The sequence below is a fragment of the Kitasatospora albolonga genome, assembly GCF_039535905.1.
GTDB classification, from domain to species: domain Bacteria; phylum Actinomycetota; class Actinomycetes; order Streptomycetales; family Streptomycetaceae; genus Kitasatospora; species Kitasatospora albolonga.
The window spans coordinates 57935-82459 of record NZ_BAAAYB010000161.1 but is presented as its reverse complement, the minus strand read 5'-3'; the positions used below and the strand labels follow the sequence as shown (position 1 = coordinate 82459).

The following is a 24525-nucleotide window of genomic DNA, read 5'->3' as shown; positions in this document are numbered from 1 at the left end:
GACGCCGCGCGTCGGCTGGGAACGCTCCGAAGGTAGTGGCCATCTAGGTCAGATCCTGGCCGCTTGGTCCGCCATGCTGGATCCCATGACGGACACCCCGGCGAGGCTGCTGAGCCTGCTCTCCCTCCTCCAGACCCCGCGCGAATGGCCCGGCAGCGAGCTGGCCGACCGCCTGCGGGTCAGCCCGCGCACCATCCGCCGCGACATCGAGCGGCTGCGCGAGCTCGGCTACCCGGTGGAGGCCACCAAGGGCGCGATCGGCGGCTACCGGCTGGTGGCCGGGGCCGCGATGCCGCCGCTGCTGCTGGACGACGAGGAGGCGGTGGCCATCGCGGTCGGCCTGCGGGCCGCCGCCGGGCAGGCGGTGGAGGGCATCGAGGAGGCCTCGGTGCGGGCGCTGGCCAAGCTGGTCCAGGTGCTGCCCGCCCGGCTCAGGCACCGGGTCGGCTCGCTCAACGCGGCCACCGTGCCGATGGTCGGGTCCGGTCCGCGGGTCGACCCTGAGGTGCTCACCGTGCTGGCCGCGGCCGCCTCCGGCCGGGAGCGGCTGCGCTTCGGCTACCGGGCGGGGGACGGCGCCGAGACCAGGCGGCTGGTCGAGCCGCACCGCCTGGTGGCCGCCGGGCGGCGCTGGTACCTGGTCGCCTTCGACAACGAGCGGGACGACTGGCGGATCTTCCGGGTCGACCGGGTGAGCGGGCCCCAGCTCACCGGTGCCCGCTCGGCTCCCAGGGAGCTGCCCGCCGAGGACGCGGGCGAGTACGTCCGGGCCCGGCTGCACGCCCGCCCCCGGACCTACGAGGCGGTGGCCGTGCTGCACGCCCCGCCGGAGCGGGTCCGCGAACGCCTCGGCATGGCGGAGGACGAGCTGACCGCGCTGGACGGCGGGCGCACCCTGCTGCGCACCCGGTCCGACTCGCTGGAGTGGATCGGGATCCGGCTGGCCACCCTGGGCTGCGAGTTCGAGGTCCGCGAGCCGGCCGAACTCGTCGACCACCTACGCGAACTGGCCGCCCGCGCGCTGCGGGCGGCCGAGGTGTCCGATGCCGGCTGAGGGCGGGTCAGATCACTTGCCCAGCGCGGCGACACCGGCCTGGGCGAACTTCTCGTCCAGGTCGCCGGAGGGCGCGCCGGCCACGCCGATGCCCGCGATCGGGGCGCCCTTGTCGGCGACGGGGGCGCCACCGCCGAGGAAGAGGGTGCCCGGGATGTCCTTCAGGTTCGGGGCCTGGGCGAGACGCTTGGCCAGCTCCGAGGTCGGGGCGTTCCAGGAGACGGCGGTGAACGCCTTGCGCTCGGCCGACTCGTAGGACTGCGGGCCGGCGCCGTCGCCGCGCAGGGTGACCACGGTGTTGCCGTTGCGGTCGACGACCGCGACGGAGACCCGCTGGTTCTCCTTCTTCGCGGCGTCCAGCGCGGCCTGGGCGGCCTTGGTGGCGGCCTCGACGGTCAGGTGGGTGCTGGTGAAGGTGTCGTTCTTCTTCACGTCGGCGGCCTGCACGGCCTGGGTGGTCTGGGCGCTGTCGCTCTTCGGCGCGGCGGTCGCGGAGAGCGCGCCGACGGTGCCGGCCCCGGCCAGCGCGAGGACGGCGGCACCGGTCAGGACGCGGACCCGAACAGTCTTCTTCTGCATGCCACTTGCTCCACTCAGGATCTGGGGGGAACCACCGGCTCCCGCTCTCACCATCGATCCTCGCCCCGGAACCGCCCCCTCCCCGTCGACGCCCCGGCCGACCCGGGGGTCATCCGATCGGCTGACCCCCCACCACCCACCCGGCCTCCGGGGGACACGCCGCCGGGCGGGCGAGGGTACGCACCGGCGCCGCGCCGGGCGGATACTTCTAGAGGCCCCTGGGCCTCAACGGCCCTTCGAACCAGCAGGGACGGAGCCATGCGCGAGAACCCCGAGAATCCCGAGTTCCCCGAGGACTACGACGACTTCGAGGCGGAGGCGGCGCCGGCCGTCCAGGAGGCGGTGGACGCCGAGCGCGACGCCGCCGACCACCTGGGGGACGACTACGAGCAGCTGCGGGAGCGCCGGGCGCTCGGCCACGAGGACGCGGACGACGCGGACGCGGCGGAGCAGAGCCGGGTGGTCGACCTGGACGAGGAGGAGTACCGCTGACGGCCTGCGGTACGGACGGCGGTACGGCCTGGGGTGTGGCCTGGGGTGTGGCCGACGACGAGTGGTCATAACGGGTCGGAAGGTTAGAATCCGGGCATAACAGCCTGGCGCACGGATCGCCGCGCACACCGGCGGGGCGACCGTTCGCCGAACGGAGGTCGACGATGACCAAGCGATCCACGGGCTCGATGACCAAGCTCCGCACCGGCATGCAGGAGATGCTCCAGCGCCGGTCCATGACCGCCGATCCCGGCATGCGACCGCCGGTCACGGGCGGTGGCCCGATGGCCGGCGGCGGCACGTCCGCCCCGCACTTCGGGGACACCGCCTTCAGCCACGGCGGGCGCCGCTCCTTCGCCGCCCCGGCGATGGCCTCCGGCCCGGCCCACCACGCCGAGCTGCCCGGCCACCGGCACCGGGGAGCGGAGAAGCACTCGGCCCACTGATCCCGGCCCACGCGACGGCGCGGGGGCGGTACCCGGCAGGACCGGGTACCGCCCCCGCGCCGTTCCGCTCCCCGCGCGACGGCCCCGTGACGGTAGGGTCCGAGCGGACCCCACGACTGAAGGAGCGTCATGCCGGAGGAGCTCAAGCCCCGCGAGGAGTGGCTGGCCTCGCTGCCCAGGTCCTACACGGGGTCGGGCTGTCTGCTCACCGACCCGGACGGGCGGGTGCTGATCGTCAAGGCCGGGTACCGGGAGCACTGGCAGTTCCCCGGCGGCACCGTCGACCGCGGTGAGGACGGAGCCCGCTGCGCCGCGCGCGAGCTGGAGGAGGAGACCGGGATCGTCCGGGAGGCGGGACCGCTGCTCGCGGTGGCCTGGACCCACCCCTCGGAGGAGCTCGACCACCCGGCCGTGCACTTCCTCTTCGACCTGGGCACCATCGCCGCCGACACCCCGGTCGTGCTGCCCGAGGGCGAACTGGACGACTGGCGGTGGGCGCCGGTCGAGGAGGCCCTCGAACTGCTCGGCCCCAGCCGCTCGGCGCGGCTGGCCGGCGCCCTGGCGGCCCGCGCGGACGGCCGCACGCGCATCGTGACCAGCCCCGAATCCGGCTTCTGACGCAGGAGTCCACCAGGACCCCGGGAGCCCGCAGTGGCCCCGGGGGCCCCTGCGGTCACTTGCGGAACACGTACGCCGCCGAGACCGGGACGCCGAGGTGCTTGGCCCACTTGGGCTTGAGGGCGGTCCACCGCTCGTCCACCACGGCCTCCCGCATCTCGGTCAGCTGCCAGCCCTCGCCCAGCGCGGCGGTCAGGTGGTCGCTGACCAGGTGCAGGTGGGTGTCGATGGCCAGGTCGGTGCCCTCGGCGGTGGTGAAGTGGGTGGGCATCCCGGCGCTCATGATGAACTGCGGGTGCAGGCCGACCAGGACGCAGAGCCCGCCCGGGGAGGCCAGCCGGTACGCCTCCCGGTAGAGCGGGGCCAACTCCGGCAGGTGCTCGTCCACCAGCGAGGAGATCACCAGCCCGTACTGCCCCTCGGGCAGTCCGGTCTTCGCCAAGTCCCCCTCCAGCAGCACCCGGTGGGCGCCCCGGGTCCGTGCCCTGTCCAGCATCTCGGGCGTCAGGTCCACCCCGTCCACGGCGTCCACCCCGCGGGCCCGCAGCCAGGCTCCGGTCCGCCCCGTCCCGCACCCGAGGTCGGCGGCCTGCTCCACCTGGGCCCACCGGGGGGCGGAGAGGCTCTCCAGTACCGCGAGGTCCATCAGGTCCTCGACCGTGTCCTCGTAGCTCGTCACCCACTGGCCGTATCCGGTCCGGACGTCCACGGTCGGGTAGTGCCGGGTGTCAAAGTTCGCGAATTCCACCATACTTCGCAGTGTTCACGACCCGGCGGCGGAGCTGCCAGCGATTTTCCCGAAGGGCTCGACGGTGCAGCTGCTGACCTTCCCCGAGGCCCAGGTGCCGGCCGAACTGCGGTCTCAGGTATGGCGGTTGCAGGAGGCGGCCTGGCCCAGCGGCGGGGCCGACCCGGGCACGAGCCACGATCCGGCGCTCGCCCCGGAGAGCCTGCTGCTGGTGGCGGACGGCCGGGTGCTGGCCGCGCTGGACCTGCTCGGCAAGGAGATCGACCACGACGGCGCCCGGTACCGCGCCCGCGGGCTGAGCTGCGTGGTGACCGACCCGGCGGAGCGCGGCCGGGGTCACGGCGGGCGGCTGGTGCGGGCCGCGCTGGAGGTGGTCCGGGGGAGCGGGGCGGACCTCGGGGTGTTCAGCTGCGACCGGCCGCTGCTCGGCTTCTACCGGGCGGCCGGATGGCGGGAGTTGGCCGGTGCGGTGCTGGTCGGCGGGACCCCGCAGGACCCGTTCCCGACCGACCGGCCCGGCTTCGACAAGGTGGTGATGGCCGACCTGTGCACCGGGCGGGCCCGCGCGGCGTCCTGGGAGCACCGCCGGATCGGGCTCCATCCGGGCACGGTGGACCGCCTCTGGTGAGGCGGCGCGTGGTGACGTCCCGTCAGAACAGCCACAGCTCCCGGCCGAGCGAGTCGGTGCAGCGGACCTGGACGAAGCGGTCGTCGCCGGCCGCGAGGAAGCCTCCGGCCACCCCGGCCAGCACCTCGCGGGCCACCGGGTCGGAGCGGCTCCAGGCCCCGGTCAGGACCAGGGTCTTGCCGTCCAGCTCGGCGCGCTGGATGCGGGCCACGGCGGCGGACAGCAGCGCCGCGTTCACCTCGTCCAGCTCGGCGGCGGACAGGTACGTCTCACCCGTCCCGGGCCCGCCCTCGGCGGCCGCCAGCCGGCGGCGCAGCTCGGGCAGCCCGTAGTGGCGGACGGCGGCGATCGAGTCCTCCACCGCGACCAGCCAGCGCGGCCCGGGGCTGATCTCCCAGCAGACCTCGTCGTCCACCGGCATCAGCTCGCCGATCCGGGCGTGCCAGAGCTCGGAGCCGTCCGGCGCCGACGGGTCCGGCGGCCAGACCGGCAGCGGGCGGTCCCGTTCGGCGTCCGGCTTGGCGCTCAGCGCGAGGTCGACGGTGTAGCGCAGCGCGTGGCCGTCCGCGTCGAGCACCCGGACCCCCAGGACGGCCCAGTGCAGCGGGGCGGGGAGGACGAAGACCTGCCGCTGGTCCGTCAGGCCCATCGCCCGCAGGGCGGGCGCCAGGTGGTAGCGCATCCCTTCGGCGAAGAGTTCACGGGCAGCCGTCATCGCAGGTCCTCGGAGGTGGGGGTGTGGTTCGTGCACTGTCAAAGCTAGGTGCCGGGGCCGCCCCGGGGCTGCGGGCGAACGGCGTCGGCCGACGGGCCTTAGGTCCCGCCGGCGCGGGCCGTTCCTCCCGGTGCCGCTGACGCCCCCGTCACGGCGGGACCGGAGCGGCCGCCCGCTCCTCCCGGCGGCCGGACCGGAGCGGCCGAACCGGTCCGGCGCGGGCCCCGGATGGCGCATGATGTGGCGGGTGCACAGCTCCCACCCCCGACCCGGCGGTCCTCCGCCCGACCTCGCCGAGGCCGTACTGGCGGCGCAGGACGGTGACGAGGAGGCATTCCGGCTGCTCTTCCGGACGGTCCAGCCCGGCCTGCTGCGCTACCTGCGGGTGCTGGTCGGCGGCGGCCCGGAGGACGCGGAGGACATCGCCTCCGAGACCTGGCTCCAGATCGCCCGCGACCTGCGCGGCTTCCGCGGCGACTCCGACGGCTTCCGGGGCTGGGCGGCGACCATCGCCCGGCACCGGGCCATGGACCACCTGCGCCGGGTCCGCAGACGGCCGATCGCCGACCTCCCGGAGGAGTACCTCGCCGAGCTGGCCGCCGCCGAGGACACCGCGGGCAGCGCCGTCTCGGCGGTCTCCACCGCCGACGCGCTGGCCATGATCGCCGAGCTGCCGCCGGACCAGGCCGAGGCGGTGCTGCTCCGGGTGGTGCTCGGCCTGGACGCGCCCGGCGCCGCCGCGGTGCTCGGCAAGCGGGCCGGCACCGTCCGGATGGCCGCCCACCGCGGCCTGCGCCGGCTGGCCAAGCGCCTGGAGGGCGACGGCCCGGCCGGCGGCCCCGCCGAGGGCTTCCCGGCCCAGCGCCGCACGCCCGTGGAACCGCCCCGCACCCGCCCCGCCGCCGAGCAGCCGCCGCCCCGGAAGGGCCGTCCGCCGCGCCGGCTCGGCCGCGCGGGCCGCTCCGCGCCGGAGCCCGGAACGGGATCCGGGAAAACCTTTCCGCCGGGTGTGACACCCGAGCAGGCCGTGACGCTGAAGGACATGAGATGAGCACCAACCGATCCCGACGGATCGACCGCGCCACCGCCGAGCAGCTGCTCGCCGGTGCCTCGGGCGCCCGCGCGACCGGTCCGGAGCGCCTCGCCGACCGCACGGCCCCGCCGGGCCACGCGGAGCTGGCCGGGCTGCTCGCCTCCGCGGCTGCCCCCGAAGCCGGCGGTGGTGAACAGCCCGGCGAGCAGGCGGCGCTGGCGGCCTTCCGGGCGGTGCGCTCCGACCCGTCCACCGCGACCACCGCCCGGAGAACGACCGTGAGCACCACCGTCCGCGTGCGGGCCTTCAGCGCGAAGGCCCTGCTGACCGCCTGCGCGGCCACCGCGCTGGGCGGCGTCGCGGTGGCGGCCGGCACCGGCGGTCTGCCGCACATCCCGGGCCTGCCCGGCGGCGGTCAGGCGGCGCACGCCCCCGCCACGCCCTCGGCCTCCGGCTCCGCGGGTGCCGGCGCGCGCACCGGCACCTCCCCCTCCCACCACGAACCGCAGGGCTTCGGCGCCTCGCACGCCGCCACCGCGCCGCCGTCCGGCTCGGCCGCACCGTCGGCGACCGCCCCCGCCCCCGCCTCCCCGGGCACCGACCAGCGGGCCGAGCTCTGCCACCAGTTGGCCGTGGCGCTGGACGCGGGCGGCAAGCGCGTCCTCCTGCTGGCCGAGCCGCGGTTCGCCCCGCTGCTGGCGGCCGCCGGTGGTGCCGACGGGGTGGCGGCGTACTGCGCGGCGCCCGCCGCCGACCAGGACGGCAAGGCCTCCTCCCACGGGCCCGAGCTCCCCGCACTCCCCTCGGCCACCGCCTCCTCCGGCGGCCGCAAGGCGACCGAGAAGCCGGCCGAGAAGCCCGGCGGCAAGCCGACGGACAAGACCTCCGAGAAGCCCACTGCCAAGCAGGACGGCACCCCCGAGGAGCAGAGGACCGCAGGGCAGCCGGAACAGACCCGCCGGTGACCCGAAGACGCCGCGCCGCCGGTGCGCGGGTCGGTCCCTCCGGCACCCGACCCCAGCCCCCGCACCAGGACAGGACCCGCAGGTGACCACCAGCCCCCGGACCCGGGCCGCCCGCCGGGCCGTCCCGCCGCCCGACGAACCGGTCTTCGTGGACGCCTCCGGCCGCCGCCAGCGACTGGTCCGCCGCGCCGGCCGACTGCTCGTCATACCCGCGGCCGGCTACCTCGCCCTGCTGCTCAGCAGTCTGCTCGGCGGTCCGTCCGTGGACGCGCCGTTCCTGCCCCAGCAGCACGCCGAGCGCCCGCCCGCCCCGGCCGTGCCCGCCGCCCCGGCGGGCGGCGCCACGTCTGACGGTCCGTCGGCCCCGGTCTCCGCCCAGCCGGCCACCCGCACCGGCCAGGCGGTCCTCCCCGCCCGCCCCGCCCGCACCACCGAGGCCCCGTCCGCGACCCACTCCGCGACGGACCAGTCCTCCGCCCCGGTCACCACCCCGACCGCGGGCCCGGGCAACTCCGGCAACACCCCCGGCCACGGCCGCCCCAGCACCGCCCCGAGCCGGAAGCCGAGCAAGACCCCGTGACCACCACCCGCACCGCTCCCACCCCCGGCCACCGCTCCCGGCGCCGCAACGGCAAGGGCCGCGGCCGCCGCGCGGCGGTCCGTCAGGTCCCGCTGCGCACCCACTGGCTGCTGCTGACCACCCTGGTGCTCACCCTCACCGCCGCGCTGCTGCTCCAGGGCTGGACCCACCAGCTGTACGGCGGCACGCCCGACGGCGCGGCCACCGCGAAGGGCGACGGCGGCTCCGTGCCCGCCGCGGTCCGGGACGGCGGCCCGGTGATCGACGGCGGCGCGGCGCCGCCCCGCTCGGCCCGGCCGGCCGACCGGACGGTGGCGCTCACCTTCGACGACGGCCCCGATCCGGTCTGGACCCCGCAGATCCTGGACGTGCTCCGCCGCCACCAGGTGGACGCCACCTTCTTCGTGGTCGGCTCCCAGGTGGCCGCCCACCCCGAGCTGGCCCGGCGGATCGTCGCCGAGGGCCACGAGCTCGGCGTGCACACCTTCACCCACGCCGATCTGTCCGCCGTCCCCGAGTGGCGGCGCTCGCTGGAGCTGAGCCAGAGTCAGCTGGCGCTGGCCGGCGCGGTCAGCCGGACCAGCTCGCTGCTGCGGCCCCCGTACTCCTCCTCGGCCGCCGCGCTCACCGACGCCGACTGGGAGGCCGTCCGGAAGGCGGGGCAGGACGGCTACCTCACCGTGCTCACCACCCTGGACAGCGGCGACTGGCGCCGTCCGGGCGTGGACCGGATCGTGGCCGACGCCACCCCGCGCGGCACCGCCGGCGAGATCGTGCTGATGCACGACGCCGGTGGCGACCGCAGCCAGACGGTGGCCGCGCTCGACCGGCTGATCACCGAACTCCAGGCCCGCGGCTACCGGTTCGCCCCGGTCGGCGACGCGCTCGGCCTGCCCCGCCCGATGGCCCCGGCCCCGGCCGGGGACCACTGGCGAGGCCTGGCCCTGCTCGGCGCCCTGACGGCCAGTGAGTGGGTGCTCCGGGTGCTGGGCTGGCTGCTGTTCGCTGCGGGCGCGGTCAGCGTGCTGCGCGCGGTGGCGGTGGTGGTGGCGGCCCGGCGGCACAAGCGGCTGCGCGGCCGCCGCCCGTGGGGCCCGCCGGTGACCGAGCCGGTCACCGTGATCGTCCCCGCCTACAACGAGGTGGCGGGCATCGAGGCGGCCGTCCGCTCGCTGCTGGCCTCCGACCACCCGGTGGAGGTGATCGTGGTGGACGACGGCTCCACCGACGGCACCGCCGACCTGGTCGAGTCGCTGCGGCTGCCGTACGTCCGGGTGATCCGGCAGCAGAACGCGGGGAAGCCCGCCGCCCTCAACGCCGGTATCGCCGCCGCGAGTTGCGAGCTGCTGGTGATGGTGGACGGCGACACCGTGTTCGAGCCCGACGCCGTCCGGATGCTGGTGCAGCCCTTCGCGGACCGCCGGGTCGGCGCCGTCTCCGGCAACGCCAAGGTGGTCAACCGCGGTGGCCTGCTGGGGCGTTGGCAGCACATCGAGTACGTGGTGGGCTTCAACCTGGACCGCCGCCTGTTCGACCTGGCCGAGTGCATGCCGACCGTGCCGGGGGCGGTGGGCGCCTTCCGCCGCTCGGCCCTGCTGCGCCTCGGCGGCGTCGGCGAGTCCACCCTGGCCGAGGACACCGACCTCACCATGGGCCTGTGCCGGGCCGGTTGGCGCGTCGTCTACGAGGAGCGGGCCCGCGCCTGGACGGAGGCTCCGGCCTCGCTCGGCGCGCTCTGGCGCCAGCGCTACCGCTGGTGCTACGGCACCCTCCAGGCGATGTGGAAGCACCGCGGCGCGCTGGCCCAGCGCGGCCAGGCCGGGAAGCTCGGCCGCCGCGGCCTCGGCTACCTGCTGCTCTTCCAGGTGCTGCTGCCGCTGCTGGCCCCGGTGGTGGACGTGTTCGCGCTGTACGGCCTGGTCTTCCTCGACCCGGGCCGCATCCTCGGGCTCTGGGCCGCCTTCCTGGCGCTCCAGTTCGCGATGGGCGCCTACGCCTTCCGCCTGGACGGCGAGCGGCTCGGCCCGCTCTGGACGCTCCCGCTCCAGCAGTTCGTCTACCGGCAGCTGATGTACCTGGTGGTGATCCAGTCCGTCTGCACCGCCCTGGCCGGATCCCGGCTGCGCTGGCAGCGGATGCAGCGGTACGGCAGCCTCCAGGTGCCCCCGGCGGGCGCCTGACCCCTGCCGGACAACCGCTATGGTGCACGGGTGCGCGGCCACCGGGCCGAGGCGACCGGGCGGCGCGGAAGGGGAGTGGTCGGGGTGATCGGCCGGATACTGAACGGGCGTTACGAGCTGGGCGAGGTCCTCGGCGTCGGCGGCATGGCCACCGTGCACCGCGGGCACGACCACCAGCTCGGCCGTCCGGTCGCGGTGAAGCTGCTCAACGGCGGCCTGGCCGACGACCCCCGGTTCGCCGAGCGCTTCGCCCAGGAGGCCCAGAACGCCGCCCGCCTGGTGCACCCGAGGATCGTCACGGTCTTCGACTCCGGGGTGGACCAGGGCTCGCCGTACATCGTCATGGAGCTGGTCCACGGCCAGACGCTGGGCCGGCTGATCGCCGACACCACCTGGCTCCCGGTGGAGCGCGCGGTCGGCATCGCGGCCGCGGTCTGCGAGGCCCTGGAGGTCGCGCACGCGGCCGGGCTGGTGCACCGGGACATCAAGCCGGGCAACATCATGATCACCCACGACGGCGGGGTGAAGGTGGTGGACTTCGGGATCGCCCGGGCCGGCTCCTCCGGCGCCCAGCTCACCCAGGCCGCCCAGGTGCTCGGCACCGCCTCCTACCTCTCCCCGGAGCAGGCCACCGCGAGCCCGCTGGACGGCCGCTCCGACCTCTACTCGCTCGGCTGCGTGCTCACCGAGATGCTCACCGGGGCGCCCCCGTTCGGCGGTGACAACTCGGTGGCCATCGCCTACCAGCACGTCGGCGCCCACCCCGCCCCGCCCTCCTACCGCCGCCCCGGGCTCAGCCCGGCCCTGGACGCGGTGGTGCTCCGGCTGCTCGCCAAGAACCCGGCCGACCGCCCGGCCGACGCCGCCACCGCCCGGGCCGAGCTGCTCTCCGCGGTCCCGCTGCACGGTCCGGCCGACCGCACCAGCGAACTGCTCGCGGCCACCCAGGTGATCCCCCCGGTCGCGGCGGTGCCCGGCCAGGTCCCGTACGGCGGCGCCCAGCAGGCGACCTCGGTCATGCCCCCGGTGCCGCACCAGGCCGGCTTCCCGGCCCAGCCGTACGGCGCCCAGCCCTACGGTGCCCAGCAGCAGTACGACGCCCAGCCCTACGAGCCGTACGAGGAGCCGCCCGCCCGGCGGCGCAACCCGCTGCTCTACGCGGGTGCCGGGGTTGCCGCGATCGCCGCGGCGGCGGTGGTCGTGGTGCTCACGGCGGGCGGCCCGGGCAAGGGCGCCCCCAAGGCGGCCCCGAGCCCGACCACGCCCGCCTCGGCCTCCGCCAGCCCCTCGCCCACCCCGAGCCCGACCCCTTCGGCCAAGCCCAGCCCGAGCACCAAGCCCTCGCCGAGCGCCAAGCCCGGCCCGGGCACCGCGCTGTCCGCGCTGCGCGCCGCCGTGGCCCAGAGCGAGTTCGACCGGGACCGGGACAGGCAGCAGGACCTGCTGGAACGCCTGGACGAGGCCGCGGACGCCCTGAACGACCGCCAGACGGACGACGCCGCGCGCTCGCTGAGGGACGCTCAGAAGCTGGTCCGCGACCTGGGCAAGCGGCACGCCATCGACACCGAGACCAGTGTGCTCTGGCAGGCCAAGATCGGCGCCGTCCTGGCCCTGGTCGGCTGATCGCTCAGGCCCCCTCGTGCCGCTGGTTCCGGTGGCGGCGCCCCCGGCCCGGCTCCGCGGCCCGCACCTCGGCCCGCTCGGCCAGCCGCTCGTGCAGGCGGCGGCTGACGGTGGTGGCCCCGGCGGTCAGGAAGACCAGGGTGTAGAGGATCTGCAGCATCACCACCACCCGGGCCGACTGCCCGGACGGGGTGACGTCGCCGAAGCCGACCGTGGCGAGGGTGACCACGGTGAAGTAGAGCGCGTCGATCCGGGTCGTCAGTCCGGTGAACTCGTGCGCCAGCGCGTAGTACGTGGAGGCGAAGACCACCAGGGTCAGCGCGCTGAGCAGCAGGATCGCCATCGCCGGGCGGCCGGGCAGGCCGAGGTACTCGCGGCGGATCTCCCGGAGCAGGTACCCGGCCAGCACGGTCAGCGCCCCGGCGAAGGTCAGCCAGCTGGGCACCGGGTGGTGCGGGCCGAAGACGCCGAGCGGCACGGTGAAGTAGGCCACCAGCAGCGCCGCGGCCCCGCCCGCCCCGAACAGCCAGCCCACCCGGTCGACCCGGTGCCCGGAGCAGTCGTCCTCCTCCGACCCCGTCACGGCGCGGCCGCTTCGCCAGGCCGTTCACCCGGCCGCTCGTCCAGCAGTTCCAGCACCGCCAGCCCGCCCAGCAGGGCGAAGCCGGTCCAGAAGACCACCATCCCGGTCGGGTAGCTCCAGAACACCAGCACCAGTGCGGCGGCCGCCACCCCCGTCCACCCCAGCCAGGCCTTGTACCGGTGGACGAAGCGCCCCACCGGACCGAGCCGCAGCCCGGCCCGCGCGGCGGTGGTCCGGACGGCGCCGAAGCCGGCCGCCCAGAGCCGCCGTACGGTCCCGGCCCACCGCCCCGCCCCGGTCAGCCAGGCGCCGAGCGCGACCAGCACGCCGAGCGCGACCACCGCCCGCACGGTGGTCCGCAGGTAGTGCACCAGGGCGTCGAAGACGGCCGCGGCGGCGCCCTGGCTCACCCCGGCCGGGAGCCGGTCCAGGTAGAACGCCCGGCCGACGGCGAGGCCCAGCCCGAGCAGCGCCGCCCCGCCGGCCACCAGCAGCGCGGCGGTGACCAGGGCCCGGCGCCGCCGCCCGGCCAGCAGCACGCCGCCCGCCGCGATCAGCACGGTGAGCACCGGCAGCCAGAAACCGGCCAGGTCGAGCAGCCGGAAGGCGGTCCGCGCCTTGGGGATGGCGTCCGACTGCACCAGGACGTAGTCGGTGTGCACCTCGGGGATCTTCGAGGCCACCCCGAGGCCCTGGGCGACCAGCCGGCTCTTCACCTGGTCGATCAGCGGGGCGAGGTCCAGCGTCACGGTGTCGCCCTGGACCTCGACGGCGCCGCCGCCCTCCCCGGTGAGCAGCCGGTCCACGGCGGCGTGCGCGTTCCGGTTGACGGTCACCCATACGGTGGCGAAGGCGTCGCTGTCCACCACCTTCTCGACCTGGCCGTGGACGAATCCGGTCAGGCCGTTGGTGAGGGTGGAGCCCAGGGCGCCGAGCGCCTTGTCGAGCAGCGGCCGGTCGGCGGGGGCGACCTGCTCCAGCAGGGTGTCGACCGGCAGGTACTTCATCACTTCGGCGGTCACCCGGTCGGTCACGGCGGCCCGGATCGCCGGGTCCTCGGCCAGCGGCGCCATGGTGGCCACGTACCGGTCGGTGTCGCCGACCTCGGCCCTGGTCCAGGCGGCCACCACGCTCAGCGGGGTGAGCACGGCGGCCAGCAGGACCAGCAGGACGGCGAAGGCGGACCTGACGCGGTGCCGGCGGGGCGGTGCCTGCCGCTCCTCCAGCAGGGCGAGCCGACGTCGCAGCTCCTCGACCTCGGTGGAGCCGGTCGGGTCGGCCATCCGTACCTCCTGCGGTGTGGATCGGTGCACACCAGGAGATAACAGAACTTTTCCGACAGCCAGTCAGACCGCGGCCGGACACGGCAAAGCACCGGGCCGCCGGTCCGTCCCCGAGGGGAGGACCGGCGGCCCGGTGCGGACCGGCCGTGGTGGCGGGTCAGGCCTTGTTCTGCTGGCCGTTCGGCTCGGCGGCCTTGGTGATGACGGTCGGCTCGACCGCCTGGCGGGGCTGCTCGGTGGCGGTGCTCTGCGCCGTGCCGTCCGCCGGGGCGGCCGGGGTGCCGGCGGCCTGGGCGTCGTCCTCGCGCAGGGCCTTGGTCTCGGCCTTCAGGATGCGCATCGACTTGCCGAGGCCGCGCGCCATCTCGGGCAGCTTCTTCGAACCGAAAAGCAGGATGACCACAGCCAGCACCACGAGAAGGTGCCAGGGCTCCAGACCGTTGCGCAGCATCCCTGACCACCGGTCCCTTCGGATTACTCGCTGTTTCATGGGTCGGGCGAACTTGCCCCACCTCGGCCAGTATGCATGGCCCGCCCGGCCGACGTATACAGCGGTCCTGAAACATCGGGCGAAAACCAGGTGTTCACGTGAGCGTTGCCCGCTCAGTGGTCTAGACCAGCTCCGGCTGCCCGGCCGAGGGCTCGGCGGCCTCCTCCGCCGGGGCGGGAACGGGCAGGTCACCCAGCATGCGGTGGGCCAGGAAGGCCCCGAGCAGCATGGTGACCAGGCCCACCGCGGCGGCCAGGTGCATGCCGTCGGCGAAGGCGTCCCGGGCGGCCGTGAGCAGCTGCCCGCCGAGCTCGCCCGGCAGCTGCGCCGCCACCGTGACCGCCCCGCCCAGGGTGTCCTGGGCCACCGCCGCGAGCTCGGCCGGCAGGCCGTTCGGCAGGCCGCCGTCCAGCCGGGCGGAGTAGACCGCCGCGCCGGCCGCGCCGAGCAGCGCGATCCCCAGCGAGGCGCCCAGCTCGGTGGCGGTCTCCGAGACCGCCGAGGCGGCGCCGGCCTGCTCGGGCGGTGCGGCCGAGACCACCAGCTCGGCGGTGAGCATCATCGCGGCCACCGTCCCGGCGGCCAGCACCCCGGCCGCCACCAGGATCAGCGCCAGCGGGGAGTCGGGACGGACCTGCGTCATCAGGGCGAACCCGGCGGCGGCGATCACCAGACCACCCGTCAGCCGCACTCCCGGCCGGACCTTCCCGGCCAGCGCCCCGGAGGCCCCGGCGGTGACGAAGACCCCGACGCTGGGCAGCAGTGCCCACAGCGATGCGGTCAACGGGGCCATGCCGCGCACCAGTTGGAGGTACTGCGAGGTGTAGAGGGTGAAGCCCATCATGGCCAGCATGGTGAGGGTGTTGACCACCACCGCGCCGGAGAAGGTGCGGTTGCGGAACAGCGCCGGGTCGACCAGCGGCGTGGCCGCCGTCCGCAGCCGCCGCACCAGCGCCCCGCCGAGCAGCACCCCGGCGGCCAGGGCCGCGGCGGCGCCGGCGCTCCAGCCGTCCACCGCGAAGTGCTTGATCCCGTAGACGGTGGGCAGCACGGAGGCGACCGCGAGCAGTGCGCCGGCCAGGTCGAAGCGGCCGGGCTGCGGGCTGCGGTACTCGGGCAGCAGGAACGGGGCGGTCAGCAGCACCAGTGCCATCACCGGGAGGGCGGGCAGGAAGACGGCGCTCCAGGTGAAGTGCTCCAGCAGCAGCCCGCCGACGACCGGCCCCAGGGTGGCCCCGGCCATGGTCGCGGCGCCCCACGCGCCCATCGCGGCCGTGCGCTGCTTGGGGTCGTGGAACATGTTGCGGATCAGCGCCAGGGTCGAGGGCATCAGCGTCGCCCCGGTCACCCCGAGCAGGGCGCGGGCCGCGATCAGCTGCCCGGCGCCGTCCGCGGTGGCGGCCAGCAGGGAGGCGGCGGCGAAGCCGAGCGCCCCGGCCATCAGCAGGCGGCGGCGGCCGATCCGGTCGCCCAGCGCGCCCATCGGGATGAGCAGCCCGGCCAGCAGGAACGAGTAGATGTCCATGATCCAGAGCTGCTCGGTGGCGCTGGGCCGCAGCTCGGTGCTGATGAAGGGGACGGCGAAGAACAGGATCCCCATGTCCGTGGCGATCACGAGGGTCGGCAGGAGCAGGACGGCGAGGCCCGTCCATCCGCGGCGGCCGGCGAGGCCGTGGGTTGTGGTCACGAGAAGAACCGTACGAGCGTGTCAGACGAATGTCTAGTACGGATGTGCAAGACATCCGTCTCGCCCGCGGCGTACGCTTCCGGGCATGGGAAATCGTGAGGACCTGCTCGACGGCGCCAAGCGCTGCCTGTCAGAGAAGGGCTACAGCCGCACCACCGCGCGGGACATCGCCACGGCGGCGGGCGTCAGCCTGGCCGCGATCGGCTACCACTTCGGGTCGAAGGAGGCGCTGCTCAACCAGGCGATGATGGAGGCCATCGGCGGCTGGGGCGAAGCCGTCGACGCGGCCACGGCCGGCGTCGGGGGCACGCCGCGGGAGCGGTTCGTCGCCGTCTGGGACGGGATCCGGTCGACGATGGTCGAGTACCACGGGCTCTGGGCGGCGCAGTTCGAGGTGATCGCGCGGATGGACGACCTGCCCGACATCCGGGAGCAGTTCGCCAAGGTCCAGCGGCTGGCCCGGCTGGAGATCGCCCACATGGTCAGCGGCGAACGGGCCCCCGAGGACGAGGACGAGGTGCTCCTCGGCGCCTTCTACCAGGCCCTCCTCGCCGGCACCGTCACCCAGTGGCTCGTCGACCCGGCCCAGTCCCTGACGGGCGAACAGATGCTCCAGGCCCTCGAACTCGCATCGGCCCGCGTCCTGGACTGATCCCGCTGGCGCCCGGTTGCAGCGACCCGGGGGCGCGAGGAACTGCGCGAGTACGGAAGGCGGCCCAGCGCGAGATCGGGGCACGTCAGCCAGTTGCACGTGCTGCCGTTCCCCTACGCACAGTTCCCCGCGCCCCCGGCATCACCACCTACGTCCCTCGTGCCCCCGCTGGAGCAGTCCGGCGTGCACCCTGCCGGGCCCTCGCCGAAGGTGGGTGGCATGGCGACGTATCAGAAGTTCATCGGCGGGTTCGAGGTCAACCGGGGCCTGCTGGCCACCGGGGTGGTGCTGACCGGGGTGGGTGCGCTGGTCGGCCTCGCGGGTACCGCGATGGTCGGGGCGGCGCTGCTCTCGGCCGGCCGCGGCTGGGTCCGACAGCTGGAGACCCCGCCGGGCGAGATGGCCCAGCGCACCTTCCAGCACGCCCGGGCGGCCTCGATGGCCGGCTGGGACGCCTGGCGTGCGGAGCACCCGCAGCACCCGGGGCAGCACAACTGACGGACGGAACACGAGGATTGGGCAGCGGGCCGATGGGGGAGCGGCCCGCTGCCGCACGTCCGGCGGCGGATCGTGGGGGATGCCGCCGGGCGTGGTCGGGGGGCCTACAGGCCGAGCGACTTGGCGACGATGGTCCGCATGACCTCGCTGGTGCCGCCGTAGATCCGGAAGACCCGGTTGTCGGTGTAGAGCCGGGCGATCGGGTACTCCAGGATGTAGCCGTAACCGCCGTGCAGCTGCAGGCACTTGTCGATCACCTGGGAGGCCGACTCGGTGCAGAACAGCTTGGTCGCGGCGGCGTCCGCCACCGTCAGCTGCCCGTTCTGGTAGAGCTCCAGCGCCCGGTCCACCATGGACTCCTGGGCCAGCACCTGCGCCTGACAGTCCGCCAGGCTGAACTTGGTGTTCTGGAACTCGGCCACCGCCTGGCCGAACACCTTGCGGTCCTTGACGTAACTCACCGCGAAGCGGACCGCCGCCGCCGAGGAGGCGTACGCGCCGACCGCGATGGCCAGCCGCTCCTGGACCAGGTTGTGGGTCAGGTAGGCGAAGGCCTTGCCCTCCTCGCCGAGCAGGTCGCCCACCGGCACCTTCACGTCGGTGAAGGAGAGTTCGGCGGTGTCGGAGGTGCGCAGGCCGATCTTCTTCAGCTTGCGGCCGACGGCGTAGCCCTCCGAGGTGGTGTCCACGCAGAGGATGGAGAGCCCGGCCCGGCGGTCGGCCGGGTCGTACGGGCTGGTGCGGCAGATGACCAGCACCAGGTCGGCGAGCACGCCGCCGGTGATGAAGGTCTTGGCGCCGTTCAGGACGTAGTGGGTGCCGTCCTCGGAGAGCCTGGCGGTGGTGGCGATGCCCGCGAGGTCGGAGCCGGCGCCCGGCTCGGTCATCGCGATGGCGGTCATGATGTCGCCGGAGACGAAGCCCGGCAGCCAGCGCTGCTTCTGCTCCTCGGTGGCGTACTCCAGCAGGTAGGGCAGCACCAGGCCGGTGTGCACGCCCGAGGAGCCGAAGGTGACGCCGGCCCGGGCGCACTCCTCGCTGACCACGGCCTGGTACTTGAAGCCGGTCTGGCCCGCGCCGCCGTACTCCTCCGGGACCTCGATGCCGTAGACGCCGAGCGCGCCGAGCTTGCGGTAGAAGTCGCGGGGCGGGTGGCCCTCGTTCTCCCAGCTCTCGTAGACCGGCACGACCTCCTTGGCGATGAAGTCCCGGATGGTCTCCCGGAAGGCCTCGTGGTCCTCGTCGAACACGGTGCGGCGCACGGCGGCGCTCCCTTCGTGGCGGCCCGGAGGCGGCTCTGATCGCGGCTCAAGTTAATCGGCGGTAGCTTCCGGTGTCCAGCACTTCCTGATCCCGTCCGTCCCGTGTTCGGGCTCCGGACGGACCGTCAAGTGAATCGTTGCTACCCTGGCCGGGCGGTTTCGCGGAGTGCTCGGGTGCGGTCGGCAGGGGGCGATGGTGGCGACGAGGCGGCCGCCGGGGCGGAAGGCGCAGATCCTGGGCGTCGCGGGGGAGCGGTTCCACCGGGACGGGTACCACCGGGTCTCGATGGCGGAGCTGGCGGGGGAGCTGGGCATCACCGCCCCCGCGCTCTACCGGCACGTGCCGGGCAAGCCCGAGCTGCTCCGCCAGGTCCTGGACTCCCACCTCCGCGCCCTCCGCGAGGCCGTCCGGGCGGGCTCCTCCACGCCGAACGAGGCCGACGGACCCAACGGGCCCAGCGAGGCGAGCGAGCCGGCCGGGCCGTCCGCCCTGGCCGCCGCCCTGGCCCCGGCCGCGATCGACCACCGGGCACTGGGCACGCTCTGGCAGCGGGACGCCCGGCTGCTGCCGCCGGCCCAACGGGCTCTGCTGCGTCGCGAGTTGCGCGCCGAGGTGGCGGCCATGGCCACCACCCTCCGCCGCTCACGGCCCGAACTGACCATCCCAGACGCCGAGTTGCTCTGCTGGTCGGCGCTCTCCGCGCTCGGCGGGCTGTCGAACCACAGTTTCGTGCTGCCCCGGCGGCGGTTCGAGCGCCTGCTCGGCGAGCTGACCACCGCGGTGCTGTCGACGCCGCTGCCGTCGTCGCCGTCCGGGCCGTGCTCCGTCGCGGCGGACGGCCCGCCGCCCCCGGGCTCCCGCCGGGAGGAGTTGCTGACTGCCGCCGTCGTGCTGTTCCACCGGTACGGCTTCGACAACGTGACCACGGACCGGCTCGGCGCGGCCGTCGGCATCGCCGGGCCGAGCGTCTACAAGCACTTCGGCACCAAGGCCGAACTGCTGGCCGCGGCCCTGGAGCGCTGCCGGGAGCGGCTGCGGCAGGAGGTGTCGGCGCCGATGGCGGCGGCGGGCGGCCCGGCGGTGGCGCTCGCGGCCGGGCTCGGGGCGTACGTGGACTTCGCACGCCGGCACGGTGACCACCTGGGCGCGATGGTCAGCGAGACGGAGCGGCTGGCCGCGGCGGACCGGCGGGCGGCGGTCGCCTTCCGCCGCGAGTTCCTGCGCACGTGGGTGGAGTTGCTCCGGCGGGTCCGGCCGCAGTACGGCCCGGCCGAGGCCCGGATCAGGGTGCACGCGATGTTCGCGCTGGTCAACGACGGGGTGCGGGGCGGCTGGGCCAGGCCCGACCTGACGCAGTGTCTGACCGATCTCGCCGCGGCCGTGTCGGGCCTGACCGCCCTGGACATGGAGCAGGGGCGGGCCCGGCCGGGCCCGCCCCTGCGGGGTCACCACGACGAGGTGGGTCAGTACAGCACGAACGGGTAGTACACCGAGTGCGTGAACGCGCCGTTGCCCTGGATCACGCCGATGCCGCCGGAGTTGCCGGCCACCCCGGCGCTGTTGTTCTGGTTCGCCGCGCCGGAGCCGGTCGCGGCCTGCTGGGTCGCGTTCCCGTTGCCGTTGACGCTGCCGACGATGTTGCCCGAGCCGGTGTTGCTCACCACGCTGCTGTTGGAGCCGTACGCGGCGCCGGCGCCGTTGTCCGCGTGGGCGGTGCCGGCTCCGAGGAGCAGAATGGCGCCGAGGGCGGTGACGGTGGCGGCTGCGCGAATTCGGGACACGGTGGTCTCCCTGCTAACTGGTGCGAATGTGGCGCGTTCGGGGTGGCCGCCCCGTAACGTGCCGGTGCCTGACGTCGCGTGACCAGCATTCCCCAGTCGGCCGATTGACTTCAATGGCCGCCGTGCCGGTTCGCCCGAACGAGTAACGGGCGCGTCACGGACGCGGGGGGCGGCAAATGTCGAAGGGGGTCACTCCGGTTGATTTCCCCCCTCCTGACCTGCGGTTCCGCCGCCGACTCGGCGGCGAACTCGGGGGCAGGTAACGGTAAAGCGAAAAACCTGGTAGGTGGATTGTCTGACTGGCAGACTTGGGCCTCATGTCGGAAGACCTTGAGCCCGGTCGGCAGCCGGAACGGAATCTGCGCACGACCGAGGTGGACCTGGGGGGACTGGTCGGGGTCCTGGCCACCCATCTCTACTCCACCCCATTGGTGGCCCTTCGCGAACTCGTCCAGAACGCCCATGATTCGCACACCCGCAGGAGTTTGGAGGCGCCGGGCAGCACCGTCGGCGCGGTGATCCGGGTGGGGGCCGATCCGGCCCGGCGGACGATCCGGATCGAGGACTCCGGGGCGGGTCTGACCGAACCGGAGATCCACGCCTACCTCGCCACCGTGGGCAGTGGATACACCAGACTGCTAAGGGAATTGACGGGTAGTCAGGAACTGATCGGCGCATTCGGCCTCGGCTTCCTCTCGGCCTTCTCGATCGCCGACGAGGTCACCGTCACCACCACCTCGCACCGCGAGCCCGGTGTCGGCCACCGCTACTCCAGCAGGGGCGGTGAGCAGTACGCCGTCGAGCCGGTGGGGCCGCGGGCCGCCCCGGGCACCCTGGTGGAGCTGCTGCTCAAGCCCGAACACGCCGCCCTGGCCGACGAGTACACCCTGCGCGAGGTGCTCACCCGGTACTGCGTGCTGCTGCCGGTCCCCGTCCTGGTCGGCGACGACCCGAACCCGGTGAACGACCTCCCGGTCCCCTGGCGACCGGAACGGCCCCTGCCCGACGGGGAGTCGGAGACGGCCCGGCTGCACTTCGCGGCCGGCTTCGGCCGCCGCTTCCCGCCGCTCGCCACCCTGCCGGTCACCCCGGTGGACGGCGCCGGTGACGCCGTCGGCCTGCTCTGGGTGCAGGACGGCGGCAGCTACGGCTCCACCGACAACCGCGAACTCGCGGTCTACCTGCGCGGCATGCTGCTGACCGAGGACGCCCGGGACCTGCTGCCCAGCTGGGCGGGCTTCATCGGCGGCGTGATCGAGTCCGACCTGCTCACCCCGACCGCCAGCCGGGAGGACCTGCAGCGCGACGGGCACTACCGCGCGCTCCAGCAGGTGCTCGCCGACGCCATCGTGGACGGCCTGTACGAGACCGCCCGGCTCCACCCCGCCGTCTGGCGGCGGATCCTGACCCGGCACGGCCAGGAGCTGCTCGGCGCCGCGCTCTGCGACGAGCGCCTCTTCACCCTGCTCGCCGACGACGTGCCCGTGCCCACCTCCCAGGGCGAACTGACCGCCGGTGCGATGCGGGCCGCCGGGGACGGTGCGGTGCACGTGGCGCTCGGCTCCGAGGGCGGCTTCGAGGAGATGCTCTACCGGGCCATGCAGGTGCCGATCGCCCGGGGCGACCGGTACGCGGTGCTGCCCTTCCTGCGTCGCTACGCCCGCCAGCGCGAGTGCCGGCTGGTCGAGCTGGGCGGTGAGAGCGGCAATCGCGAGCTCTTCCGCGATCCCGAACGGCCTTTGGCGGCCGAGGAGTTCGGCTGGCTGGCGGCAGCCCTGACGGATCCCGGCGAGCAGTTGGTCCCGGCCCGGTTCGACCCGCCGGGGCTGCCCCTGGTGCTGGTGCCGGACCGCGAGGCGGAGCTGAAGGCGCGGCTGGAGGGCGAGCAGGCCGAGAGCCGCATCCCCTCCGCCGCGCTCCGGCTGGCCCGGGCCTTCACCGGCCGCACCGACGGCGGTGTCCGGGCCCGGCTCTACCTCAACCTCTCCGCCCCGTCCGTCCGTCAGCTGCTGACCGCCTACCGCGCCGGGCACACCGGCAGCGCCACGGCGGCCGGGCTGCTCCGCTCGCTCAAGGTCATCATGGCGGCGGCCTCCGGCTCGTCCGCCGGCGACCTCACCGCCGCGCTCGGCGGCATCGGCACGGCAGTGGCGGCACTCACCGCCGAGGTGCTGCCCGCCGAGGTGCTGCCCGCCGCGGTGCCACCCGCTGCGGTGCCGCCCGCTGCGGTGCCGCCCGCTGCGGTGCCGCCCGCCGCGGTCGCCGATGTCCCGGCCACCGATGCCCCGGTCGAGGGGGAGGACGCATGACCACCGACATCTGGGCCTGGGTGCACGACAGCCACGCCCGGCTGGTGGAGGCCGGTCACCACCGGCTGGCCACCGCGCTGGCGGAGATCGCCGGCCACGCCGTCGAGGGCCGCAACGAGCAGCTGGACGCGGTCTTCCCGGAGGCGCTGGCCTCGGCCCGGGCGCTCGGTCTGCCCTGGGTGGAGGTCTTCCTGCGGCACTGGCGGCTGCAGAACCTGCTGAACAAGCGTCACCAGGGCGAGGCCGCCCTGGCCGAGGCGGTCTCCCTGCTGGAGTTCGCCCACCGCCCGGAGACCGAGGGGTGCCCGCAGGCGGTCTGCGCCGTCCAGGACTTCACCATCTGCCACGCCAACATCGACGGCCCCGGCTACGTGCCCGAGCGGCTGGCGGTGCTGGAGGAGGCGCTCGCGCGGGTGGAGCCGGCCCGGGCCTGCTTCGACTGCCTCTCCCGGGAGTACGCCGACACCCTGGAGGACGGCGGCCGCCCGGAGGAGGCGCTGGCCCACCTGGACCGGGCCCAGGCCCGCATCCTGGCGGCGGGCGAGCAGGTCTCGCTGGCCTTCGGGCACGGCCGCGCCTCCGCACTGCACCGCCTCGGCCGCCACCAGGAGGCCCTGGAGGCCTACCGGCTTGCCGAGTTGGCGCAGGTGGCGGCCCGCCGCCGACTGGACGAGGACGACCGCCGCAAGCTGGCGGTGGGCCGGGCGCTGGAGTTCGCGGCGCTCGGCCGCCGCGAGGAGGCGCTGGGCCAGCTCCCGGACGTGGAGGAGGCGGAGGCCTACGCCGACATCCGGCTGCGCTGGGCGACGGCGGTCGAGCTGCTGGCCGGTGCCGGGGCCTACCCGAACGACACCGAGCTGGGCGTCCGGCTGGCCCACTGGGTCGGCTACCTGGACGCGGCCGGTTCGCACCGCCCCTGCCTGGACCTGCTGCTGGTCGCCGGGCGGCTGGCCGTGGCCCGCGGCGCCCGGGAGGTGGCCCGGACCCTGGCGGCCACCGGCGGGCGCAAGCTCGCCCACCTGCGCAGCCCGGCCGGGGTGTCCCGGCAGCTGGCCGCCCTGCGGACCGCCGCCGACGCCCTGCCGCCCGCCGAACTCCCGGTACCGGTGCGCGAGGTGAAGCGCTGGATGGCCGAGCACCCGGGCGAGGTGCCCCCCGAGCGGGCCGCCGACCTGCTGGCGGCCGCCCACGCCGCCGACCCGCGGGGCGGCCACCTGCCCGCCCTGGCCGGGGCGCTCGGCGCGCTCGGCCACGCCCGGGCGGCCGCCGCGCTGCTCTGGGAGCAGCTCGAGCTGGCCCCGCAGGACACCCTGTCGGCCCGTCAGCTGGCGGCCGCCCTGATCGAGGCGGAGGACGGCGAGGGGGTGCGGAGGCTGGCCGACCGGCTGGCCGCCGACAGCCCGGCCGAGGCGCAGTGGGTCCGGGCCCGCTGGGCCGCGGCCGAGGGCCGCTGGGCCGAGGCGGCCGAACGCTGCGCCGCCGTGCTGGCCGAGGACCCGTCCCGCCCGGCCCCGCGCCGCCTCGGCGCGGCCGCCGCCACCCGGCTGGGCGACTACCCCGCCGCTCAGCGGCTCTACCAGGAGCTGCTGGCCCTGCCGGAGGACACCCAGGACCCGCACCCCGAAGTCTGGCCCGCCGACCTCTGGCACCTGGTCACGGTCGCCACCGTCAACCGGGACTGGGCGGTGGTCCGGGCCGCCGGGGCCCAGCTGGGCCTGGAGTTCGAACGGGACGAGGGCCCGGTGGACGAGGACTGGCAGCTGGTCACCGTCCGGGCCCCGCGCAGCGACGGGACCCTGGCCGACCTGCCCGCCGTGCGGACCGGCCCGGCCACCGCGCGCATCCTGCCGGTGCTCGGCGAGGACCTGACGCTCAACCACAACGACGTGGTGGTCTTCGGGCCGGCCGTGCGCAACCCCGGGCCGGACGCGGGCGGTACCGCCTGGCGGCCCGCCTTCGACCTGCTCGCCCTCCTCGACCCGGCGGGCTACACCACCTGGTGGGTGGACGGCGCCTGGCCCGGCGCCACCGCCTGGGCCGGGCTGCGGGAGGCACTGGCGGCGGCCGGCTACGGGCTCTGGGCCCACAGCGGGGACGGCTACCTGATCACCGATCCGGACACCCCGGGCGGCAGCCTGCGCGGCGTCTACGCGGCGGTCGGCGTACCACCGCTGGCCACCGCCGCCGAGGCGGACGCGGTGCTCACCACCCTGACGGCCGGCTGGCGACACCCGCTCAGCTGGCCCGAACTGGCCCTCGCCGCGGGCGCCGACCCGGGCCCCCACCTGGACACCGCCCGCCGCTACGGCCTCTGACTC

The 24525-nt window shown here is 75.1% G+C and carries 24 protein-coding genes; 15 read left to right on the top strand and 9 right to left on the bottom strand.

Features of this window, described 5'->3' with window-relative positions; translation table 11 throughout:
• Positions 1–85: 85 nt before the first annotated feature.
• Positions 86–1054 carry a helix-turn-helix transcriptional regulator gene (locus ABD946_RS41995; RefSeq protein ID WP_345290997.1) on the top strand — a complete coding sequence of 323 codons (969 nt, stop codon included), beginning with the start codon at positions 86–88 and terminating at the stop codon, positions 1052–1054.
• Positions 1055–1066: 12 nt separating this feature from the next.
• On the opposite strand, the gene ABD946_RS41990 is transcribed toward ABD946_RS41995, so the two are convergent.
• Complete coding sequence (locus tag ABD946_RS41990) at positions 1067–1633, bottom strand: GlcG/HbpS family heme-binding protein (protein WP_345290996.1); 567 nt, start codon at positions 1631–1633, stop codon at positions 1067–1069.
• Between the two features lie 258 nt (positions 1634–1891).
• On the opposite strand from ABD946_RS41990, the gene ABD946_RS41985 reads away from it, so the two are divergent.
• From ABD946_RS41985 to ABD946_RS41975, 3 genes are all read left to right on the top strand, one after another.
• Positions 1892–2125, top strand: coding sequence for a hypothetical protein (locus ABD946_RS41985; RefSeq protein ID WP_345290995.1), 234 nt, complete (start codon positions 1892–1894; stop codon positions 2123–2125).
• Positions 2126–2289: 164 nt separating this feature from the next.
• The gene (locus ABD946_RS41980; RefSeq protein WP_345290994.1) at positions 2290–2571 is read left to right on the top strand and encodes a hypothetical protein; all 282 of its coding nucleotides are present in this window, start codon (positions 2290–2292) and stop codon (positions 2569–2571) included.
• A gap of 129 nt (positions 2572–2700) precedes the next feature.
• On the top strand, positions 2701–3189 hold the full coding sequence (locus ABD946_RS41975; RefSeq protein WP_345290993.1) for an NUDIX domain-containing protein: 489 nt from the start codon (positions 2701–2703) through the stop codon (positions 3187–3189).
• Between the two features lie 55 nt (positions 3190–3244).
• Here the strand turns inward: ABD946_RS41975 and ABD946_RS41970 are convergent, their stop codons facing one another.
• Positions 3245–3940 carry a class I SAM-dependent DNA methyltransferase gene (locus ABD946_RS41970; RefSeq protein ID WP_345290992.1) on the bottom strand — a complete coding sequence of 232 codons (696 nt, stop codon included), beginning with the start codon at positions 3938–3940 and terminating at the stop codon, positions 3245–3247.
• A gap of 61 nt (positions 3941–4001) precedes the next feature.
• Between ABD946_RS41970 and ABD946_RS41965 the strand changes: the two genes are divergently transcribed.
• The gene (locus ABD946_RS41965) at positions 4002–4565 is read left to right on the top strand and encodes a GNAT family N-acetyltransferase (RefSeq protein ID WP_345290991.1); all 564 of its coding nucleotides are present in this window, start codon (positions 4002–4004) and stop codon (positions 4563–4565) included.
• A gap of 22 nt (positions 4566–4587) precedes the next feature.
• On the opposite strand, the gene ABD946_RS41960 is transcribed toward ABD946_RS41965, so the two are convergent.
• The gene (locus ABD946_RS41960) at positions 4588–5280 is read right to left on the bottom strand and encodes a hypothetical protein (RefSeq protein ID WP_345290990.1); all 693 of its coding nucleotides are present in this window, start codon (positions 5278–5280) and stop codon (positions 4588–4590) included.
• 247 nt (positions 5281–5527) lie between these two features.
• Between ABD946_RS41960 and ABD946_RS41955 the strand changes: the two genes are divergently transcribed.
• From ABD946_RS41955 to ABD946_RS41935, 5 genes are all read left to right on the top strand, one after another.
• On the top strand, positions 5528–6331 hold the full coding sequence (locus ABD946_RS41955; protein WP_345290989.1) for an RNA polymerase sigma factor: 804 nt from the start codon (positions 5528–5530) through the stop codon (positions 6329–6331).
• Positions 6328–7278: a hypothetical protein gene (locus tag ABD946_RS41950; RefSeq protein ID WP_345290988.1), complete on the top strand. Its 951-nt coding sequence runs from the start codon at positions 6328–6330 to the stop codon at positions 7276–7278. Before ABD946_RS41955 ends, ABD946_RS41950 begins: the two co-directional genes overlap by 4 nt.
• An 82-nt stretch (positions 7279–7360) precedes the next feature.
• Entirely contained in the window at positions 7361–7858 is a 498-nt protein-coding gene (locus ABD946_RS41945) for a hypothetical protein (RefSeq protein ID WP_345290987.1), read from the top strand.
• The gene (locus tag ABD946_RS41940; RefSeq protein ID WP_345290986.1) at positions 7855–10038 is read left to right on the top strand and encodes a bifunctional polysaccharide deacetylase/glycosyltransferase family 2 protein; all 2184 of its coding nucleotides are present in this window, start codon (positions 7855–7857) and stop codon (positions 10036–10038) included. The genes ABD946_RS41945 and ABD946_RS41940 overlap by 4 nt, the downstream gene beginning before the upstream one ends.
• A gap of 30 nt (positions 10039–10068) precedes the next feature.
• The gene (locus tag ABD946_RS41935; protein WP_345290985.1) at positions 10069–11661 is read left to right on the top strand and encodes a protein kinase domain-containing protein; all 1593 of its coding nucleotides are present in this window, start codon (positions 10069–10071) and stop codon (positions 11659–11661) included.
• A gap of 4 nt (positions 11662–11665) precedes the next feature.
• Here the strand turns inward: ABD946_RS41935 and ABD946_RS41930 are convergent, their stop codons facing one another.
• From ABD946_RS41930 to ABD946_RS41915, 4 genes are all read right to left on the bottom strand, one after another.
• Positions 11666–12244 (bottom strand): potassium channel family protein, encoded by a 579-nt coding sequence (locus ABD946_RS41930; protein WP_345290984.1) that lies wholly within the window; start codon positions 12242–12244, stop codon positions 11666–11668.
• Complete coding sequence (locus ABD946_RS41925; RefSeq protein ID WP_345290983.1) at positions 12241–13527, bottom strand: hypothetical protein; 1287 nt, start codon at positions 13525–13527, stop codon at positions 12241–12243. Before ABD946_RS41925 ends, ABD946_RS41930 begins: the two co-directional genes overlap by 4 nt.
• A gap of 157 nt (positions 13528–13684) precedes the next feature.
• A complete protein-coding gene (tatA, locus tag ABD946_RS41920; protein WP_345290982.1) occupies positions 13685–13978 on the bottom strand; it encodes a Sec-independent protein translocase subunit TatA in 294 nt (97 codons plus the stop codon).
• Between the two features lie 160 nt (positions 13979–14138).
• A complete protein-coding gene (locus tag ABD946_RS41915) occupies positions 14139–15704 on the bottom strand; it encodes an MFS transporter (protein WP_345290981.1) in 1566 nt (521 codons plus the stop codon).
• Between the two features lie 85 nt (positions 15705–15789).
• Between ABD946_RS41915 and ABD946_RS41910 the strand changes: the two genes are divergently transcribed.
• Both ABD946_RS41910 and ABD946_RS41905 read left to right on the top strand, forming a co-directional pair.
• Complete coding sequence (locus tag ABD946_RS41910; RefSeq protein WP_345290980.1) at positions 15790–16356, top strand: TetR/AcrR family transcriptional regulator; 567 nt, start codon at positions 15790–15792, stop codon at positions 16354–16356.
• 219 nt (positions 16357–16575) lie between these two features.
• Positions 16576–16854, top strand: a complete 279-nt coding sequence (locus tag ABD946_RS41905) for a hypothetical protein (RefSeq protein WP_345290979.1) — start codon at positions 16576–16578, stop codon at positions 16852–16854.
• A 104-nt stretch (positions 16855–16958) separates the two neighbouring features.
• On the opposite strand, the gene ABD946_RS41900 is transcribed toward ABD946_RS41905, so the two are convergent.
• On the bottom strand, positions 16959–18116 hold the full coding sequence (locus ABD946_RS41900; protein ID WP_345290978.1) for an acyl-CoA dehydrogenase family protein: 1158 nt from the start codon (positions 18114–18116) through the stop codon (positions 16959–16961).
• 193 nt (positions 18117–18309) lie between these two features.
• Between ABD946_RS41900 and ABD946_RS41895 the strand changes: the two genes are divergently transcribed.
• On the top strand, positions 18310–19602 hold the full coding sequence (locus ABD946_RS41895; RefSeq protein WP_345290977.1) for a TetR/AcrR family transcriptional regulator: 1293 nt from the start codon (positions 18310–18312) through the stop codon (positions 19600–19602).
• On the opposite strand, the gene ABD946_RS41890 is transcribed toward ABD946_RS41895, so the two are convergent.
• Positions 19581–19898: a hypothetical protein gene (locus ABD946_RS41890; protein WP_345290976.1), complete on the bottom strand. Its 318-nt coding sequence runs from the start codon at positions 19896–19898 to the stop codon at positions 19581–19583. The two genes, ABD946_RS41895 and ABD946_RS41890, sit on opposite strands and share 22 nt — an antisense overlap.
• Positions 19899–20272: 374 nt before the next feature.
• Here ABD946_RS41890 and ABD946_RS41885 point away from each other — a divergent pair, with 374 nt between their 5' ends.
• Together ABD946_RS41885 and ABD946_RS41880 are read left to right on the top strand one after the other, a co-directional pair.
• Positions 20273–22207, top strand: a complete 1935-nt coding sequence (locus tag ABD946_RS41885; protein WP_345290975.1) for an ATP-binding protein — start codon at positions 20273–20275, stop codon at positions 22205–22207.
• Positions 22204–24522 carry a hypothetical protein gene (locus ABD946_RS41880; RefSeq protein WP_345290974.1) on the top strand — a complete coding sequence of 773 codons (2319 nt, stop codon included), beginning with the start codon at positions 22204–22206 and terminating at the stop codon, positions 24520–24522. Before ABD946_RS41885 ends, ABD946_RS41880 begins: the two co-directional genes overlap by 4 nt.
• Positions 24523–24525 lie beyond the last annotated feature (3 nt).

Coding starts and splice junctions, on each gene's coding strand:
- tatA (WP_345290982.1), bottom strand. CDS start 13,978: ATGCTGCGCAACGGTCTGGAGCCCTGGCACCTTCTCGTGGTGCTGGCT.
- ABD946_RS41905 (WP_345290979.1), top strand. CDS start 16,576: ATGGCGACGTATCAGAAGTTCATCGGCGGGTTCGAGGTCAACCGGGGC.
- ABD946_RS41895 (WP_345290977.1), top strand. CDS start 18,310: ATGGTGGCGACGAGGCGGCCGCCGGGGCGGAAGGCGCAGATCCTGGGC.
- ABD946_RS41990 (WP_345290996.1), bottom strand. CDS start 1,633: ATGCAGAAGAAGACTGTTCGGGTCCGCGTCCTGACCGGTGCCGCCGTC.
- ABD946_RS41980 (WP_345290994.1), top strand. CDS start 2,290: ATGACCAAGCGATCCACGGGCTCGATGACCAAGCTCCGCACCGGCATG.
- ABD946_RS41960 (WP_345290990.1), bottom strand. CDS start 5,280: ATGACGGCTGCCCGTGAACTCTTCGCCGAAGGGATGCGCTACCACCTG.
- ABD946_RS41970 (WP_345290992.1), bottom strand. CDS start 3,940: ATGGTGGAATTCGCGAACTTTGACACCCGGCACTACCCGACCGTGGAC.
- ABD946_RS41995 (WP_345290997.1), top strand. CDS start 86: ATGACGGACACCCCGGCGAGGCTGCTGAGCCTGCTCTCCCTCCTCCAG.
- ABD946_RS41880 (WP_345290974.1), top strand. CDS start 22,204: ATGACCACCGACATCTGGGCCTGGGTGCACGACAGCCACGCCCGGCTG.
- ABD946_RS41910 (WP_345290980.1), top strand. CDS start 15,790: ATGGGAAATCGTGAGGACCTGCTCGACGGCGCCAAGCGCTGCCTGTCA.
- ABD946_RS41985 (WP_345290995.1), top strand. CDS start 1,892: ATGCGCGAGAACCCCGAGAATCCCGAGTTCCCCGAGGACTACGACGAC.
- ABD946_RS41950 (WP_345290988.1), top strand. CDS start 6,328: ATGAGCACCAACCGATCCCGACGGATCGACCGCGCCACCGCCGAGCAG.
- ABD946_RS41925 (WP_345290983.1), bottom strand. CDS start 13,527: ATGGCCGACCCGACCGGCTCCACCGAGGTCGAGGAGCTGCGACGTCGG.
- ABD946_RS41975 (WP_345290993.1), top strand. CDS start 2,701: ATGCCGGAGGAGCTCAAGCCCCGCGAGGAGTGGCTGGCCTCGCTGCCC.